Annotated in this window: 15 protein-coding genes; 9 read left to right on the forward strand and 6 right to left on the reverse strand. The window is 71.6% G+C overall.

The genetic code is table 11. From position 1 onward, the window contains the following. The first annotated feature begins 46 nt into the window (after positions 1 to 46). A complete protein-coding gene (locus ACWDX9_RS10825; protein WP_397367395.1) occupies positions 47 to 748 on the forward strand; it encodes a FadR/GntR family transcriptional regulator in 702 nt (233 codons plus the stop codon). Here ACWDX9_RS10825 and ACWDX9_RS10830 read toward each other — a convergent pair. Then, the gene (locus ACWDX9_RS10830) at positions 742 to 2,148 is read right to left on the reverse strand and encodes a sulfatase family protein (protein WP_449951623.1); all 1,407 of its coding nucleotides are present in this window, start codon (positions 2,146 to 2,148) and stop codon (positions 742 to 744) included. The genes ACWDX9_RS10825 and ACWDX9_RS10830 overlap by 7 nt on opposite strands. Before the next feature lie 106 nt (positions 2,149 to 2,254). Between ACWDX9_RS10830 and ACWDX9_RS10835 the strand changes: the two genes are divergently transcribed. After that, positions 2,255 to 3,256 carry an LLM class F420-dependent oxidoreductase gene (locus tag ACWDX9_RS10835; protein WP_350731637.1) on the forward strand — a complete coding sequence of 334 codons (1,002 nt, stop codon included), beginning with the start codon at positions 2,255 to 2,257 and terminating at the stop codon, positions 3,254 to 3,256. A 13-nt stretch (positions 3,257 to 3,269) separates the two neighbouring features. Here ACWDX9_RS10835 and ACWDX9_RS10840 read toward each other — a convergent pair whose 3' ends face one another. Both ACWDX9_RS10840 and ACWDX9_RS10845 read right to left on the reverse strand, forming a co-directional pair. Further along, positions 3,270 to 3,995: a DUF4328 domain-containing protein gene (locus ACWDX9_RS10840; RefSeq protein WP_449951627.1), complete on the reverse strand. Its 726-nt coding sequence runs from the start codon at positions 3,993 to 3,995 to the stop codon at positions 3,270 to 3,272. Positions 3,996 to 4,041: 46 nt separating this feature from the next. Beyond that, positions 4,042 to 4,689 carry a response regulator gene (locus ACWDX9_RS10845; RefSeq protein WP_192786983.1) on the reverse strand — a complete coding sequence of 216 codons (648 nt, stop codon included), beginning with the start codon at positions 4,687 to 4,689 and terminating at the stop codon, positions 4,042 to 4,044. A 91-nt stretch (positions 4,690 to 4,780) separates the two neighbouring features. Here ACWDX9_RS10845 and ACWDX9_RS10850 point away from each other — a divergent pair, with 91 nt between their 5' ends. Beyond that, positions 4,781 to 5,461 (forward strand): ABC transporter ATP-binding protein, encoded by a 681-nt coding sequence (locus tag ACWDX9_RS10850; protein WP_350731640.1) that lies wholly within the window; start codon positions 4,781 to 4,783, stop codon positions 5,459 to 5,461. Next, positions 5,458 to 7,404 (forward strand): FtsX-like permease family protein, encoded by a 1,947-nt coding sequence (locus tag ACWDX9_RS10855; RefSeq protein ID WP_449951631.1) that lies wholly within the window; start codon positions 5,458 to 5,460, stop codon positions 7,402 to 7,404. The genes ACWDX9_RS10850 and ACWDX9_RS10855 overlap by 4 nt, the downstream gene beginning before the upstream one ends. Positions 7,405 to 7,450: 46 nt before the next feature. On the opposite strand, the gene ACWDX9_RS10860 is transcribed toward ACWDX9_RS10855, so the two are convergent. The 3 genes from ACWDX9_RS10860 to ACWDX9_RS10870 form a co-directional block, all read right to left on the reverse strand. Further along, positions 7,451 to 11,110 (reverse strand): DNA polymerase III subunit alpha, encoded by a 3,660-nt coding sequence (locus ACWDX9_RS10860; protein WP_449951634.1) that lies wholly within the window; start codon positions 11,108 to 11,110, stop codon positions 7,451 to 7,453. Continuing rightward, entirely contained in the window at positions 11,110 to 11,376 is a 267-nt protein-coding gene (locus tag ACWDX9_RS10865; RefSeq protein ID WP_185067348.1) for a DUF6504 family protein, read from the reverse strand. The genes ACWDX9_RS10860 and ACWDX9_RS10865 overlap by 1 nt, the downstream gene beginning before the upstream one ends. Before the next feature lie 79 nt (positions 11,377 to 11,455). After that, positions 11,456 to 12,202, reverse strand: coding sequence for a GntR family transcriptional regulator (locus ACWDX9_RS10870; RefSeq protein WP_449951638.1), 747 nt, complete (start codon positions 12,200 to 12,202; stop codon positions 11,456 to 11,458). A 110-nt stretch (positions 12,203 to 12,312) separates the two neighbouring features. On the opposite strand from ACWDX9_RS10870, the gene ACWDX9_RS10875 reads away from it, so the two are divergent. Genes ACWDX9_RS10875 through ACWDX9_RS10895 form a run of 5 tightly spaced genes read left to right on the forward strand, consistent with a single transcriptional unit; the run spans position 12,313 to position 17,119 of the window. After that, complete coding sequence (locus tag ACWDX9_RS10875; RefSeq protein ID WP_449951641.1) at positions 12,313 to 13,467, forward strand: ABC transporter substrate-binding protein; 1,155 nt, start codon at positions 12,313 to 12,315, stop codon at positions 13,465 to 13,467. Further along, positions 13,464 to 14,288 carry an ABC transporter permease gene (locus ACWDX9_RS10880; protein WP_449951644.1) on the forward strand — a complete coding sequence of 275 codons (825 nt, stop codon included), beginning with the start codon at positions 13,464 to 13,466 and terminating at the stop codon, positions 14,286 to 14,288. Before ACWDX9_RS10875 ends, ACWDX9_RS10880 begins: the two co-directional genes overlap by 4 nt. After that, complete coding sequence (locus tag ACWDX9_RS10885; RefSeq protein ID WP_363980860.1) at positions 14,276 to 15,118, forward strand: ABC transporter permease; 843 nt, start codon at positions 14,276 to 14,278, stop codon at positions 15,116 to 15,118. Before ACWDX9_RS10880 ends, ACWDX9_RS10885 begins: the two co-directional genes overlap by 13 nt. Beyond that, on the forward strand, positions 15,115 to 16,188 hold the full coding sequence (locus ACWDX9_RS10890; RefSeq protein WP_449951648.1) for an ABC transporter ATP-binding protein: 1,074 nt from the start codon (positions 15,115 to 15,117) through the stop codon (positions 16,186 to 16,188). Before ACWDX9_RS10885 ends, ACWDX9_RS10890 begins: the two co-directional genes overlap by 4 nt. Continuing rightward, the gene (locus ACWDX9_RS10895; protein WP_449951651.1) at positions 16,178 to 17,119 is read left to right on the forward strand and encodes an HAD-IA family hydrolase; all 942 of its coding nucleotides are present in this window, start codon (positions 16,178 to 16,180) and stop codon (positions 17,117 to 17,119) included. The genes ACWDX9_RS10890 and ACWDX9_RS10895 overlap by 11 nt, the downstream gene beginning before the upstream one ends. The last annotated feature ends 384 nt before the right edge of the window (positions 17,120 to 17,503 follow it).

The following is a 17,503-nucleotide window of genomic DNA, read 5'->3' on the forward strand; positions in this document are numbered from 1 at the left end:
AGACCATACCGAACCACATCCTTTCCGGCCACCATGAGGGGGTCCCTTGGACGACAGCGGCTGGCGTCCCGTCAAGCGAACGCGGACGTTCGAGGACGTTCTCGCACAGATCGAGCGGCGTATCGCCGAGGACGGCCTCACCGTGGGCGACCGGCTGCCCGCCGAGCGCCACCTGGCCGAGCAGCTCGGCGTCAGCCGCTCGTCGGTGCGGGAGGCCATGCGCGTGCTGGAGACCCTCGGCGTGGTGTCCTCGCAGGCGGGCCGGGGGCCCGACGCGGGGGCCGTGCTCACCTCGCGCCCCGACACGGCGCTGACCGACCTGCTCAGGCTGCACCTCGGCCTGGCCAGCCTGGAGATGCGCGAGGTCATCGACACCCGGCACATGATCGAGCAGTGGGCCGCCGCCCACGCCGCCGCCGCGCGGGCCGACACCTCCGCGCTCGCCGCCGCCCTTTCCGGGATGGACCGGGCAAAGAGCGCCGAAGAGTTCGTGGAGCACGACACCGCCTTCCACTGCGCGATCGCGGACGCGTCGGGCAACCGGCTCATCGCCGCCATCATGCGCTCGCTACGCGACTCGATGCGGAGATACTCGGTCGAAGCGGTGCAGCGCCTGGGCGACACGTCGATCCTGCGCGCCGACCACGTACGCATCCTCGACGCCATCGACCGGGGCGACGCGGACGAGGCCACCCTGGCCGTCTCCGACCACCTGGCGCACGCCTACCCCTCGCTGTTCGATCACTGACGGAGGTCGGCCTGCCGGCACGTGGCGCCCGAGCAGGTCGCCATCGCGTCCAGCCGTTGCCGCAACCCTTCGAGCAGCGCGGGATCGGCGGTCGCGGCCAGGTTGCGCAGCTCGTACGGGTCGGCGCGCAGGTCGTAGAGCTGGCTCTCCCCCGTCGCGTACCGAACGTACTTGTACTGATCCGTACGCAACGCGCGATACGGGGGCACCGGCGTCTGCGCGGCCGACGACGGGTCCAGCGGCCTGGCGAACTCGACCAGCACGTTCCGCCGCCACACCGCCGGCGGCCTGCCCTTCAGCAGGGGCACCAGCGACCGCCCCTCCGCGAACGGCGGCACCGCGGCCCCGCCCAGCTCGGCGAACGTCGTCGCCAGGTCGACCGACGAGCTCAGCTGGCTGACCGTGGCCCCCGCCTTGATGCCGGGGCCGCGCACGACGAGCGGGACCTTGATGGCCTCCTCGAACGGGGTGGTCTTGCCCTGCTTGAGCCGGTGCGTGCCCAGATGGAAGCCGTTATCCGACGTGAAGAAGATGTAGGTGTTGTCCAGCTGGCCGGTCCGCCGGAGCTCGTCCACCACGGCCCCGACGAGGTCGTCCACACCGAGCATGGACCGCATCCTGGCGCGGTAGCGCTCGTCGACCTGGTCGATGGTGGCCGCGTCGAGGCTGGGCCGCTCACGCAGCCACTCCGGCTCCGCGCTCACGTCCTCCTGGTTGAACGACGGCGTACGCGGCGCGATCGCGCCCGGGAACGCGTTCGCGTGCCGGACGGCGGGGTTGGCCGGGTTGTGCGGGCCGATCGGCGTCAGGTACAGGAAGAACGGCTCGCCCTTGGAGCGGGCGATGAACTCGCGGGCCTTGCCGGCCAGCACGTCCGACAGGTAGGCCTGCTCGGAGAGGCCGTAGTCGTTCAGGGAGCCGTTCTCGTTGAGCCGGTAGTCGTACTCCTCGTAGAGGCGCCGGGTCGGCACGTCCCACTCGTCCCAGCCGGGCGGCACGAACGTCTCCTCGGCGGACCCGCCCGGGTAGTGGTTGAGGTATTTGCCCATCAGCGCCGTGCGGTATCCGGCCTGCTTCATCCAGGTTCCTACCGTGGAACGTTCCAGATCCCCGGTATGAAAGCGGTCGAATCCGCCCTCCGGCGGCGTGTTCGTCCACACACCATGACTGTGGACGTACTGGGAACGCAAGATCGACGATCTCGACGGGCAGCACCAGGAGTTCGTCACGAAGTACCGGTCGAACGAGGTGCCCTGCTGCACGAGTTGCCGGGTGATATTGGGAAAGTACGGCAACGTCCCGGATTCGAGGTCGTCGGCCATCACGAACACGATGTTCGGCCGGGACTCGACCTCGGCCATCGCGGGCCCTGCCGCCAGCAGTAGTAGCAGCAAGCACACGAGTCGACACAGAGCGTTGACCACAGGGTCTGAATACCCCGGAATATCCGCCATTGACACTCACGGCTGCCACAGCCGTAATAGAACTTAATTCCGGAGGTGTCACATGAAGCTCGGCCTGAACCTGGGCTACTGGCAGCGCAACGCCGACGACGCGACCGAATCCGTGCTGGCGGCCGAGCGGCTCGGCTACGACTCGGTGTGGACCGCCGAGGCGTACGGCAGCGACGTCTTCACGCCGCTGGCCTGGTACGGAGCGCGTACGAGCCGCATCAAGCTGGGCACCTCGATCGCCCAGATCTCCGCCAGACCACCCGTCACGACGGCCATGACCGCCATGACCCTCGACCATCTCACCGGCGGCCGGCTGCTGCTCGGCGTGGGCGCCTCGGGCCCGCAGGTCGTCGAGGGCTGGTACGGCCAGCCGTTCGCCAGGCCCCTGGCCAGGACGCGCGAGTACGTCGAGATCATGCGCAAGGTGTGGCGCCGCGAGGAGCCGGTCACCAGCGACGGCCCGCACTACCCGCTCCCCCTGGCGGACGGCCTGGGCAAACCCCTCAAGCTCATCACGCATCCGCTCCGCGCGGACATCCCCGTCTATCTCGGTGCGGAGGGCCCCAAGAACGTCGCCCTGGCCGCCGAGGTGGCCCAGGGCTGGCTGCCGCTGTTCGCGTTCCCCTCCAAGATCGAGGAGATGTACGGCGAGTCGCTCGCCGGCGCTCCCCCGGGCTTCGACGTGGCCGCGATGGTGATGGTGGTCATCTCGGACGACGTGCGGGCGGCGCTGGACGGCGTGAAGATGATGCTCACGCTGTACATCGGCGGCATGGGCGCCCGGCAGCGCAACTTCCACGCCGACATCATCGGCCGCATGGGGTACGCCGAGGCCGCCGAGCACATCCAGGCGCTCTACCTGGCAGGCCGCAAGGACGAGGCGTTCCGGGCGATCCCGGACGAGCTGGCCGACGGCATCTCGCTCGTCGGGCCACCCGGACGGATCAAGGAACGCCTGGAGCTCTGGCACAAGAGCCCGGTCACGAGCCTCCTGGTCATGGGCCCGCGCGACGAGCCCTCGCTGAAGCTCATCCGCGACCTGGTGCTCGGCTGACAGTGCGCCCGGGCTAACCGGTACGGCCGATCGGGGTCGAACCCGGCGCCGGTTGGGACGGCTGGGACGAGAACGCGTGAACCGTGCCGGGCTCGGCGGCACGGGGCACGCGGGCGGCCCGCTGGAGGCGCGTCAGCTCGCGTACGGTCCCCGCGCACAGCAGGGCCGCCAGCGCCGAGCAGGCCAGCTCCGGCAGGCCCACGCCCGTCAGGTCGCCGGCGGAGGAGTCGAGGGGGAGCCGGATCGTGACCAGCGCGAGCATGGCCAGCCAGCTCAGCCACCACCCGGTCAGCAGCGCCAGCCACCTCACCCGGTGGCCCGCGGGCGGCCTGGTGCCGCGCCACACCTCGTCCACCAGCACGACGGGCGCCACCAGGTTGTAGCCGGGGATCAGCCAGGCGGCCGCCACGGGGCCGGAGACGGCCGAGCGGTCGTTGGCCTGCCTGGCACGTACCAACCACGTCACGTAAGCGGCCGCCGCCGCGATCGAGGTGCCCGCCACCAGCATCATCAGCACCGCGAACGCCGTCACCGCGCCCACCACGGCCTCGGCGTCGGCTCCCTGCGGGCGGCCGCCGAACGCGGCGAGCTGGGCGGCGAGGTGGCGCCCGCGGGAGTGTTCGAAGATCACAAGGGCGCCGAGGGAGAGAACCTGGGCGGCAAGCGTCACGTATACGGCAGAGGCGGCTCTCGTCGGTGTTGTCTGGTCATAGCGCACGTTGTTCTCCCCCCGGGCCATGCGCTGAGGTTCTGATTCACTTGTATCCCGGGAGCCCCGCTGTTAATCAGCTCACCACGCCGGATTCCCACGCCCAAGCTGCGATTTCAACTCGATTTCTGACACCGAGCTTGGCGAAGATGCTGCCCAGGTGCGTCTTGACCGTCGAGAGCGACACGAACAGCTCCGCGGCCACCTCCTGGTTGGTCCGGCCCCGGGCTATCAGGCGCACGACGTCCAGCTCCCGATCGGTCAGCGGGTCGTTCATGGGGGGCACGGTCCGCCTGGGCTGGGCCAGGTGCTGCAGCAGCCGTACCGTCACCGACGGTGACACCAGCGCGTCGCCCGCCGCGGCCGCCCTGACCGCCTCGATCAGCAGGGTCGGCCCGCTGTCCTTGAGCAGGAAGCCGGTCGCGCCGGAGCGGAGGGCTCCGTACACGTACTCGTCCAGGTCGAACGTGGTGACGATGACCACCCGCAGCGGGTTCTCCACGCCCGGCCCGGCCAGCGCCCGGGTCACCTCGATCCCGTCGAGCTTCGGCATCCGGATGTCGAGCAGGCACACGTCCGGCCTGAGCCGCCTGGCCTCCGACACCGCCTCCGCGCCGTCGGCCACGGCGGCGACGACCTCCATGTCCGGTTGAGCGTCCAAAATCATCTGGAAGCCGGTTCGTACCAATTGCTGATCGTCGGCGATGAGAACCCGAATAGTCACGGCCCCAACTCTAAGGATCGGCCGTTCGGCCGAGGCGGAAATGGTCGCACGGCCGATCCGCGGCACCCCCGCCCGCCGAGATTCTTACGGCATGAACGACGTGCTTGTTGGACGAACCCTGACCAAGAGGTTCGGGCAGACGGTCGCCCTGGGCGGCGTGGACATCACGGTACGGGCGGGCGAAGCCGTCGCGATCATGGGGCCGAGCGGTTCCGGCAAGTCGACGCTGCTGCACTGCCTGGCCGGGATCATGAAGCCGGACGCCGGGGAGGTGCACCTGCTCGGACAGCGCATCGACGCGATGGGCGAGCGGGAGCGCAGCGCGCTGCGCCGCACCCGCTTCGGCTTCGTCTTCCAGTTCGGCCAGCTCCTGCCCGAGCTGCCCGCCGAGGAGAACGTGGCCCTCCCGCTCATGCTGGGCGGGGTGCCGAGGGCCCAGGCGGTACGCCAGGCGCGCGAGTGGTTCGCGCCCCTCGGCCTGCACTCCCTGGAGGCCCGGCGGCCCGGTGAGCTGTCCGGCGGGCAGGCCCAGCGGGTGGCCATCGCCAGGGCGCTGGTCACCAAGCCGGCCGTGGTGTTCGCGGACGAGCCCACGGGAGCGCTCGACCAGCAGACCGGGCAGGACACGATGCGGCTGCTCGTCGAGGCGACCAGGCACAACGGCGCCTCCCTGATCGTCGTCACCCACGACCCGAACGTGGCCGGCTGGTGCGACCGCACGGTCGAGGTCCGCGACGGCCAGCTCCTCACGACGAGCGGGGCACGCGCGTGAACCTCGACCTGACCTGGCGGCTGCTCAAGGGCGGTGGCCGCAAGGGGATGCTGGGCACCTGGCTCACGCTGGGCGCCGTCGCCGTGTCCACGGCGCTGCTGCTGTTCGCCGTGGCCGCGAACTTCGCCTTCGAGGCCAGGAGTGACCGCGGCGCCTGGCGCAACCCGGTCCCCGCCAAGGAGAACGCGGTCGCCGTCGAGGCGGCCCGCTTCGACTTCGTCGGCGACCAGGCGATCACCGTCATCGACCTGGCCGCGCTCAAGGCCGGAGCCCCCGCGCCGCCCGGAATGCCACGCTTCCCCGCGCCGGGCGAGGTGTGGCTGTCCCCGGCGCTGGCCGAACTGGCCAGGACGCTGCCGGCCGATCAGCTCGCCAGGCGTTACCCCGATCCGAAGGGCGTACTGGGAGACGAGGCGCTGGTCCACCCCGGCGAGCTGGTCGCGGTCGTCGGCCACGAGCCGGACGCGCCCGCGATGACGGCCGCGCGCAGCGACGACTGGGTCATCGGCAAGGGCCCGGCCCGGGTGGCAGACCTCGCGGGCACGCCGTCGGAGGACTCCGAGGCCTACCGCGCGCTCACGCTCGTCGCGAGCGTGCTCATGGTGGTGCCGCTGCTGGTGTTCGGCGGCGCGGCGGCCAGGCTCACGGTCGCCCGGCGCGACCAGCGGCTGGCCGCGCTGAGGCTGGTGGGCGCGACGCCGGGCCAGGTGATCCGGATGACCGTGGCCGAGGCCGTGATCGTCGCGCTGGCGGGCGCGCTGCTCGGCGCCGTCGGCTACGCGGTCGCCGCGCCGCTGCTGGCCCGCATCCCGATCGGGGGCGGCGCGTGGTTCGTCTCCGACCTGTTCCCCTCCCCGCTGATCCTGGCCGCGATGCTGGTCGCGGTGCCGCTGCTGGTGGGCCTGTCCGCGGTCGCGGGGCTGCGGCGGGTCGTGGTGAGCCCGCTCGGGGTGGCCAAGCGCGAGACGCCGCCCGGCATGAAGTTCGTCCGGGTCGTCGCCCTGCTGGCCGTGCTGGCCGTGTTCCCGATGCTGACCAGGGGGACCAGCGTCGCGGTCGTGGCGGTCGCGCTCGGGCTGGCGTTCCTGTGCATCAACCTGGCCGGCCCGTGGGTGGTCGGCGTCATCGGCCGCGTCACCGCCAAGAGCGCCCGGGCGCCCGCCCGGCTGCTGGCGGGGCGCCGGCTGGTCGACGATCCGCGCTCCGCCTGGCGTACGGTGAGCGGCGTCGCCCTGACCGGCTTCGTGGCGGGCTTCCTCGGGCTGCTCAGCCCGGGCGCGTTCGCCGGCGACCAGGAGCCCCCGCAGCTGCGGGTCTCCGCGCCCGCCGCCCAGGCGACGGCCGTCGCCGGCCAGGCCCGCGACCGGCTGCGGGCGGCCGGGATCACCGCGGCGGTGAAGGTCACGGGGCGCTCCTCCGATCGGGTCGTGGTCGCCGCCCTGGGCAGCTCCGCCGACCCGGTCACGATCGACCGCGCCCGCACCGCGCTCGCCGGGCTCGTCCCCGGGCGCACCCCCACGACGGGGGACGACGACCGGCGGTTCGGCCTGCAGCTCCTGGCCGACGTCCGGGTGGGCACGATCGTGGTGCTGTCGGTGTCGTTCCTGGTCGCCATCGCCAGCTCGGGCATCACGGCGGCGTCGTCGGTGCTGGACCGGCGGCAGACGTACGGGCTGATGCGGCTGGCGGGGACACCGCTGGAGGTCCTCGACCGGGCGCGGCGCGCGGAGACGCTCATCCCGCTGACGGTGATGGGCGGCGGGGCGATCCTGGTGGGGGCGTTCTGCGCGGTGCCGTTCATGATCGGTGCGATGAACGTGGTGGGCGTGGTCACGCTGGCGGGCTGTGTCGCCGTCGGCTTCGGCGGCGTGATCGCCGCGGGCGCCCTGAGCCGGCCCCTGCTCCGCTCGGTCACCGCCGACCCGGCCCCCCGCCCGGACTGACCCACCCGCGCCGCCGTACCCCGGTGGCCCGGCCGGTGGGCAGGGGTCAGGCCGCTGTGGGGCCGGAGCTGCCCGGGCTGGCGTGCCAGAGCTGCCGGGGCGGGTTGGCGACGGCCGGGCCGAGGTCGGAGTAGGGCGAGAGGCGGAAGCCGTTGGCGTACTCGATCTTGCGACCGCCCACCCCCGCGACCTGCTCCGGCGCCTGGGAGAGGAGCGCGCGGACCGCCTCGATGCCCTCCGCGCGCCAGAGCCGTTCGAGGTCCACGAGGTTCCAGCAGTCCACCGCGCGCATCGACACCGCCCGCGTCCCCGTGCGCCTGACCACCCCCCTGGCCAGCATGAGCCACGAGCCGAACACCGTGGCCGCGCACCGCCCCTGCACCGACTCGAAGAACGTCAGGTCGATCGGCCCCGTCGAGTCGTCGAGCGTGGTGAAGATGACCCGCTGCCCCGAGCGCACCGCCGGCGTCTGGGTCGCCACCTTGACCCCCGCGACCAGCACCTCCGCCCCGTTGCGCTGCTTCAGGAGATCTCTGGAACGTACCACTCCGAGCGCGTCGAGCAGCTCGTCGTGGAAGCTGATGACGTGGCGGCTGATGTCGATGCCCAGGATCTCCAGCTCGGCCTCGACCATCTCCGTCTCCGTCATCTCCGGCAGCTCCCCCGGCGGCAGGTGCTCGGTGAAGCCCAGCGGGAGCTGCACCGACGGCGGTTCCTCCACGCGGGCGGGTCGCGCGGTGTAACGCCGGGAGGCGCGCGGGCCCGACCGCACGCCGATCGACGAGGCCCGTTCGAGGGCCCCCACCTGGGCGATCAGGTCGCGCCTGGTCAGCACGCCCGGACGCCAGCGGGGCCCGCCCGGCTGCAGGTCGTGGAGCGCGTCCAGCCCGCCGACCTGGACGATCCGCTCGATGGTCGGCCGCGAGGGCCGGGCGCGGTCCCAGAAGTCGGCCAGCGACGTGTACGGCTGCCCGGCGACCATGCGTTCGACCTCGGCCTCGCTCACCCCCTTGACCGCCGAGAACGGCACCCGCAACGCGTACCCCTTGCCGATCTCCCCGACCTTGAACTCCCTGCGCACCGGGGAGGAGGCGCCCTCCAGCGCGGCGGGACGCACCCGCAGCCCCAGCCGCTCCACCCGCCAGTCCTTGCCCGACTTGTTGATGTCGAGCGGCAGGATCTTGACCCCGCACTGCCGGGCCTCGTCGATGATGACGCGCGGCGGGTACATGCCCGGCTCGTGCGTGAGCACCCCGGCGAAGAACGCCGCCGCGTGGTGCCGCTTGAGCCAGGCCGACTGGTACGTGGGCAGCGCGAACGCCGCCGCGTGCGCCTTGCAGAACCCGAAGGCCCCGAACGCGTCCAGCACCTGCCAGGCCCGCTCGACGGCCGTGTCGTCGAACCCGTTGGCCTTGGCCATGGGCACGAACGTCTTGCGCACCCGCTCCCGCCCCTCGGACGTGTCCAGCGTGCGCCGCAGCTTCTCGGCGAACGACAGGTCCCGCCCCGTCATCACCTCGATGATCCTGAGCACCTGCTCGTGGAACACCACGACGCCGTGCGTCTCCTTCAGCGCCTCCCGCAGCCTCTCGTGCGGGTAGTACGGCCGCCGCCACCCGTGCCTGGCCTCCAGGTAGGGGGTGACCATGTCGGAGTTGACCGGGCCCGGCCTGAACAGCGAGATGTCCACGATCAGGTCGTGGAGGGTGCGCGGCTCCAGCTTGGCGACCAGCTCGCGCTGCCCCGGCGACTCGATCTGGAAGCAGCCGAGGGTGCGGCTGGCGCAGATCATGTCGTAGGTGTCCTGGTCGTCGTGCGGCACGTACTGGATGCCGGTGTCCTCGCCGCGCTGGGTGTCCAGCGCGACCACGACGTCGTCCACCCGCTTGATCTCGCTCAGCGCGTACGCCATCGCGGACTGCATCCGCACGCCCAGCACGTCGAGCTTGAGCAGCCCGGCCTCCTCCACGTCGTCCTTGTCGAACTGCGACATCGGGAAGTCCAGCAGGCTGCGCTCCACCGGCGTCCTGTCGTGCAGGCCCGCGTTGCCGATCAGCACGCCGCACGGGTGCATCGCGATGTGCCTGGGCAGCCCGTCGAGCCGCTCCGCCAGCCGGAACACCCGGTCGAGCCCCGCCTCGCCGAGCCGGCTGTCGCGCAGCTCGGGCAGGTCGTGCAGGGACGCGGTGATCTGCTTGGCCCTGATGTGCGGGAACGCCTTGGCGATGGCGTCGATCTCGTGCGGCGGCAGGCCCATCGCCCCGGCGACGTCGCGGATGGCGCTGCGCGCCCGGTAGGTCTCCATCATGGACACGCAGGCCACGCGGGCCTCGCCGTACCGCTCGAAGATGGCCTTGTAGCAGTCGAGGCGGCGGGCCGACTCCACGTCCACGTCGATGTCGGGCAGCCCGACGCGGCCCTCCGACAGGAAGCGCTCCATGAGCAGGGCATGGTCGAGGGGGTTCACCTCGCCGATGCCGATGAGGTAGTTGACCAGGCTGCCCGCGCCCGAGCCGCGGATGGCGCAGCGGATGCCCATGCCGCGGATCATGTCCGTGATGCCGGCCACGGCGATGAAATATCCGGACAGGCGCTTGCGCTCGATGATGGCCATCTCGTCCCGGAGGCGCCCCCTGGCGTCGCCCGAGCGGTCGAGGCCGCGCGAGATCAGCCCGTCCTCCACCCGGTGACGCAGCAGCGGCACCGGGTCGCGGCCGATCTCGGGCAGGTGCAGGTTGGGCGGGTCGCTGCGCAGCGCGAGCAGCTCCTCCGGATTCATCGAGCACGCCTCGGCCAGCCGCCTGGTCGTGAACAGCAGCCGCGACACCCGTTCCTGGTCCGCCCCGCAGACCTTGTTCGCCACCTGCCGCATCTCCTTGGTGCCCTTGAGATAGGCGTGGGAGGTGGTGCGATCGAGGTGGCGGGGGTGCAGCGGGACGAGCTGGCGGGCCGCGTCGAGCACGTCGCCGACCTGGTGGTCGACCGGGTCGAGGTAGCGCACCGCGTTGGTCAGCACGGCCGGCACGCCCATGGACTCGGCCAGCCCGAGCATGCGCACGGCCGTGGTGGCGTCGCGGTAGCCGTACTGGTCGACCAGCTCGATCACCACGCCCGGCACCGCGGCCCGCCAGAGGCCCAGCAGCATCCTGGCGTGCTCGTCGCGCCGCTCGGCCACCGCGCGGCCCACGTCGGACCTGGGGCCGAGCAGCACCACGAGGCCGTCCTCGGCGCCGAACCCGTGGTCGCCGCCGTGTCCGTCATCGCGCCCGCCGGCCCACTCCCCGATCAGCTCGCGGGTCACCTTGGGCGTGCCGCGCTCGCCCGCGTAATGCGCGGACGTGACCAGGCGGCACAGGCGCGACCAGCCCTTGGCGCGGGCCAGCACCGTGACGCGGTCCTCCGCGTCCGGCCCGGTCCTGGGGGCAGGCGCGCGGCGGCGGCCGGGCAGGTCCAGTCCGGGCACCCCGAACCCCGGCAGCGGGGGCAGGGCGTCGAGCGCCAGGTTGACGCCGAAGACCGCGGAGATCCTGGCCTCCGCGCACGCGTGGGCGTGCTTGATCGCGCCGTAGAGCCCGTCGCGGTCGGTCAGCGCGAGGATGTCCATCCCGTGCTCGACCGCCCGGCTCACCAGCGCCCGCGGGAAGGCCGTGCCGAAGCGCATGGAGTACGCGGAGCACACGCTGAGGTGCGGGAACGGCGCCGCCATCAGTCCCACGCCCTCAGCAGCAGCCAGGCGTTGCCGGCGGTGTCGTAACGCAACTCGTACGAGCCCACCTCGCGCCCCGGGCTGGCCTCCACCCGCCAGAACTTGCGTTCACCGGGATCACCCTCGCTGGTCTTCCACCACTCGCGCGCGACCACCCAGTGGTCGAGGACCCGGCGGACGAGATAGAGCCGGTCTCGCCAGACGAACTGGGTCGGCTCCCCGTCCCTGGTCCACACCTCTATCGGATCGCCATAGAGTCTGCTCAAGACGCTTCTCCCCGCGGCTCTGGTCGTTATGCTGAGCCACCCGGGGGAAGGCGGGCGCTTATATGTCGAACATATGTTCTCAGCGCCCCGAACGCAAGTCGCCGGCCTGTCTCACGAGAGGGTTGGCGCCGATCGAGTTGCGGATGCTGAAGGTCACGCTGCCCGGCCGGTAGCGGTCGTCCGAGGACTCCACCGGGCGGCCCTCGTGCGTGGTCGTGACCCGGCGCTGGCGCAGGAGCGGGCTCCCCCGGCGCACTCCCAGCAGGCGGGCGTCCTCGGTGCCGGCGGACACCGCGTCGATGAGGTGCTCGCCGTAGGCGAACACGAGGCCGATCGAGTCGTACAGGGCCTCGGTGACGGACTCGCAGTCGGCCGGGATCCGCTCGACGGCGGCGGCCACCCACTCGGCGTACACCGTGCGTTCGAGCAGGACGGGCTCGCCCTCCAGCGAGCGCAGCCGCAGCACCTCCAGGACCTCGCCGGGGCCGAGCCTGGCGGACTCTGCGGCGCTCGCGGTCCTGCGGCGCTGGGTGATCACCTGGCCGCCGAAGCGGTAGCCGTTCGCGCGCGCCCACTGCGCGAAGCTGTGCAGCTCGGCGAAGCTCTGGCTGCGCGCCCTGCCGAGCACGATGCGCCTGGCCCCCTGCCGGGAGCCGAGCAGGCCCTCGGCGGCGAGCACGGCCACCGCCTGGCGCACGGTGCCGCGCGCCGCGCGGTAGCGTTCGGCCAGCTCAGCCTCGCTCGGGAGCTGCGAACCGACTGGGAGCGCACCGGAGACGATCTCGTTCCGAAGATCATCGGCGATCAGTTCATAGCGCGCAACCATCAGCGACCCTTCCCATTCATGAAAGAGCAACATTCATGCGACTTACTGGTGCTCGCTTGTTTGTACAAGTTCCCTTAGGTTCCTTCCACATCCCCTGAAGTGGAGGCGTTGTGTTCACACCTCGCGCCCGTGCGGCCGGCGTTGCCGCAGCCCTTACCGTAGTCACCGCGGCGTGCGGCGCCGCGCCCGGCACCCAGCAGTCCACCGCGTCCTCCTCCTCCGCTCCGAACGCGGCCACCGCCACCTCGGCGGCGGACTTCGGCGGCCTCGACAAGCTCGTCGAGGCGGCCAAGAAGGAGGGAACTCTCCATGTCATCGCCCTTCCGCCCGACTGGGCGAACTACGGGGAGATCATCCAGAAGTTCCAGGCCAAGTACGGCATCAAGATCGAGAGCGAGACTCCCGACGCGGCCAGCGCCGACGAGATCAACGCGGTCAAGACGCGCAAGGGCCAGGACCGCGCCCCCGACGTGCTCGACCTCGGCCAGTCGTTCGCGATCAGCGGCGCCGGCGAGGGCCTGTTCGCTCCGTACAAGGTGCAGGCCTTCGACAAGATCCCCGAGGGGCAGAAGGAGAGCACCGGGCTCTGGGTCAACGACTACGGCGGCTACGTGTCCATCGGCTGCGACGCCAAGAAGATCGCCGCGTGCCCGACGAGCTTCGCCGACCTGCTCAAGCCCGAGTACAAGGGCAAGGTCGCGATGAACGGCAACCCGACCAAGGCGGGCTCGGCCTTCGCCGGCGTGTACGCCGCCGCCCTGGCCAACGGCGGCTCGTTCGACGACATCCAGCCCGGCATCGACTTCTTCAAGAAGCTGAAGGACGCGGGCAACTACAACCCGGTGGAGACCACGCCCGCGACCATCGAGAAGGGCGAGACCCAGATCAGCATCGACTGGGACTACAACAACTCCGCCTACGCGCCCCAGATGGCCGCCAAGGGCCTCGACTGGAAGGTGAACATCCCCTCCGACGGCAAGTACTTCCAGATGTACGCCCAGGCCATCAACAAGGACGCCCCGCACCCGGCGGCCGCCAGGCTGTGGCAGGAGTACCTCTACAGCGCCGAGGGCCAGAACCTGTTCCTCAAGGGCTTCGCCCGCCCCGTCCTGCTGCCCTCGATGACCACCGACGGCACCGTGGACAAGGCCCTGGCGGAGAAGCTGCCGTCGGTGGAGGGCGACCCCACCTTCCCGACGAGCCAGCAGGTGGACGCGGCCAAGGCCAAGCTGGCCGGCGGCTGGGACGCCGCGATCTCGGGATGAACCGCTCCGGTTCGAAGGGCTGGCTGGGGGCGCTGCCGCTGCTGGCCTTCTTCGCGCTCGTCTTCGGTGTCCCCGCCATCGCGCTGGTGGCGGGGGCGTTCACGGCGCAGGGGCGGCCGAGCCTGGCGAACCTGTCGCAGAGCCTGCAGGGCGGCTACCTCATCGCGATGATCGGCAGCGTGAAGCTGTCCGCCGTGGTCGCCCTGCTGGGGGCCGTGCTGGGGACGTTCCTCGCGTACGCCGTCGTGACCTCACGCCTCACGTTCCTGCGCGAGGCCGTGCTGACGGCCTCCGGCGTGCTGGCCAACTTCGGCGGGGTGCCGCTGGCGTTCTTCTGGATCGCCACGCTCGGCAACTCCGGCGTGATCAGCGGCCTGGTCGGGCTGCCGTCCGGCTCGCTCTACACGTTCTGGGGCCTGGTGGTGACCTACCTGTACTTCTCGATCCCGCTGATGGTGCTGGTCATGGCGCCGGCGCTGGACGGACTGCGGCCGCAGTGGCGCGAGGCGGCGGCCAACAACGGGGCCACCGCCTGGCACTACTGGCGCTTCGTCGCGCTGCCGGTGCTGGCGCCGTCGATGCTGGGCGGGGTGGTGCTGCTCTTCGGGTCGGCCTTCTCCGCGTACGCCACCGCCAACGCCATGGTCGGGACCGTCGTCCCGCTCGTCACGTTGAAGATCGCCAGCGCGCTCACCGGCGACGTGCTGATCGGCTACGAGAACATCGCGCTGGCCCTCAGCCTCGACATGGTCGTGGTGGCCGGGCTCGTGATGGCTATCTACCTGCCGCTGCAGAAGAGGAGCTCCCGATGGCTGCACTGACCGGCCTGGAGCGCATCTCGGGTGGCTCCTCGCGCCCTCGCGTGTGGCGCGGCGCGGTGTTCCTGCTGGCGGCGGCCTACTTCCTGATCCCGCTCGGGGCCTCGCTCTGGTACACGATCTACACCCCGACCACCGGAGTGTCGTTCTCGGCCTACGGCGAGCTGCTGACGGCCGACGGGTTCGTGCGCTCGCTGCTGCTGTCGCTGTCCCTGGCCGTCGCCACGATCGTGCTGGTGCTGCTGCTGGCGTTGCCCGCGATGCTGGCCGTACGGCTCTTCGCGCCGCGGCTGCGCCCGCTGATGGAGGTGCTGTGCACGCTGCCCCTGGTGGTGCCGCCCATCACCTTCGTGGCCGGGATCGGCACGTCGCTGCGCACCGGGACCGACGTGCTGGCTCCGACGCCGTTCTGGGCCACGCTGATCGCGGTCCAGGACCCGGCGTTCCCCGTGGTGCTGGTGCTGGCGTACGTGGTGCTCGTGCTGCCGTTCGTGTACCGGTCGCTGGACGCGGGGCTGCGCGCGATGGACGTGCGGACGCTGGTGGAGGCGGCCCGCAACCTGGGCGCCTCGTGGCCGTACGTGCTGGTCAGGGTGGTCGTGCCGAACCTGCGCTCGGCCCTGGCGAGCGCGTCGTTCCTGACGCTGGCCCTCGTGCTGGGCGAGTACACCGTGGCCAGCCTGCTGGGGTACGAGCCGTTCGCGGTGTGGATCGTGACCGTCGCCGGCTCCAAGGGGCAGCTCTCGGTCGCGGTGTCCATCCTCAGCCTCCTGCTCATCTGGCTGCTGCTGCTCGCCGTGTCCTCGGCGTTCGGTAAGGAGAGAAACAAATGACCGCATCGGTGGAGTTCCGCGCGCTGCGGCGGGTGTTCGGCAAGACGGTCGCGCTGGACGGCTTCGACCTCATCGTCGCGCCCGGCGAGTTCGTCGCGCTGCTGGGGCCCTCGGGCTGCGGGAAGACGACCGCGCTGCGGTGCGTGGCCGGGTTCGAGCGACCGGACTCGGGCGCGGTGCTCGTGGACGGCCGGGACATCACGGACGTACCGGCCAACAAGCGGGACGCGGGCATGGTCTTCCAGTCCTACTCCCTCTTCCCGAACCTGAACGCCCGCGACAACGTGGCCTTCGGCTTGCGCGTCCGCAAGGTGCCCGTGGCCACCAGGCGGAAGAAGGCGGACGAACTACTCGAACTGGTCGGCCTCCCCTCCCACGCCGACCGCTACCCGCACCAGCTCTCCGGCGGCCAGCAGCAACGCGTCGCCCTGGCCCGCGCGCTCGCCCTGGAACCGCGCGTCCTGCTGCTGGACGAGCCGCTGTCGGCGCTGGACGCGAAAGTACGCGTGTCGCTGCGCGAGGAGATCCGCCGCCTCCAGCTCGACCTGGGCATCACGACCATCTTCGTGACCCACGACCAGGAGGAGGCGCTGTCGATCGCGGACCAGGTGGCGGTGCTGCGCGACGGGCGGCTCGAACAGGTCGGCTCGCCCGCCGAGATCTACGACCGCCCGGCCACCGCCTTCGTGGCGGAGTTCGTCGGCACCATGAACCACCTCGCCGGCCAGGTCTCCGGTGACCAGGTCACGGTGCTCGGCCAGCTCCTGCCGGTGGACGGCCAGGTGCCCGCGGATCCGTCGGTGGACGTCCTGATCCGTCCGGAGGCCGTCAAGGTCGCCCCGGCCGAGGACGGTCCCGCCCACGTGCTCGCCGCCTCCTTCCGCGGCGCCTCCGTCCGCCTCCGGGTGGCGGTGGAGGGCGGGGAGGTCCTGGCCGACGTCCCCGGCCACGAGGCGGCCCGCCTCGCACCCGGAACGCGGGTCACCGTCCGCCTGGTGGACCGGCCCGTCCTGGTGGCGCCCCGCACGGTCACGGTCCCGGCCCCGGTCGTGGCGGCCGATGCGATCTGAGCACGCCGGCCCGGATGCCGTCCTGTTCGACATGGACGGCACCCTGGTCGACACCGAAGGGCTGTGGTGGCAGGCCACCGTCTCCATCGCCGCCTCTCTCGGCCGGGCTTTGGGGGCGGAGGACGTGCCGTACGTGCTCGGCCGCACGGTCGAGGACGTGGCCGCCCACCTCCTCACCCCCGCTTCGGACACGCCCCTCATGACCGAGGCGGCCGGACAGCCCACGAACGCCTTACACACGACCGAAGCGGCCAGCCAACCCCCGGACGCCTTACCCACGACCAAGGCGACCAGGCAACCCACGGACGCCTTACCCACGACCAAGGCGACCAGGCAACCCACGGACGCCTTACCCACGACCAAGGCGACCAGCCAGCCCACGGACGCCTTACCCACGACCAAGGCGACCAGCCAGCCCACGGACGCCTTACCCACGACCAAGGCGACCAGCCAGCCCACGGACGCCTTACCCACGACCAAGGCGACCAGCCAGCCCACGGACGCCTTACTCATGACCGAAGTGGCCAGGCGGCTCACGGACGCCTTCGCCGACCTCATCGGGCAGGGCGTGAAGGTCACGCCGGGGGCGTCGGAGCTCCTGGCCGAGCTGGCCGCCACCGCCATCCCGACGGCCCTGGTCAGCGCCTCTCCCCGGACCATCGTGGAGCTGGTGCTGCCACGGCTCGGGCACACGTTCGACCTGGTGATCGCGAACGAGGACACGGCCCGCGGCAAGCCGTACCCGGACCCGTACCTGGAGGCGGCCCGCCGGCTCGGCACGACCCCCTCCCGCTGCATCGCCGTCGAGGACAGCCCCACGGGCGTCGCCGCCGCCACGGCCGCGGGGTGCCGCGTCCTGGTGACATCCCCGGAGAAGGGCCTGCCGTCACTCACCCACCTCATGACCAACGCCAACCCACCAGAGGGCTGAGGGCTGGGCCTGAGGGTTGCCCATGAGGGTTGAGCGCTAAGGGGTGGGCGCTGAGGGTTGAGTCGTGGGAGCCGAGGGCTTGGGGTGACGAGCTCGGCGGCGGCGGACCGGGTGGCGAGACGCTGAGTGATGACAGGCCAGGTGGTGATGGCCCCGGGCAGTGACGGGGCTCGGCGGCGACGGGCCGGGTTGTGAGGCGCTGAGTGGCGGGTGCTGAGTGGTGACGGGCTGGGTTGTGACGGGCCCCAAGCGGTGACGGGCCTGGTGGTGATGGCCCCGGGCGGTGACGGCCCAGGGCGGTGACGGCCCCGGGCGGTGACGGCCCAGGGCGGTGACGGCCCAGGGCGGTGACGGCCCCGGGCGGTGACGGCCCAGGGCGGTGAC

The sequence above is a fragment of the Nonomuraea sp. NPDC003201 genome (genome assembly GCF_053590415.1).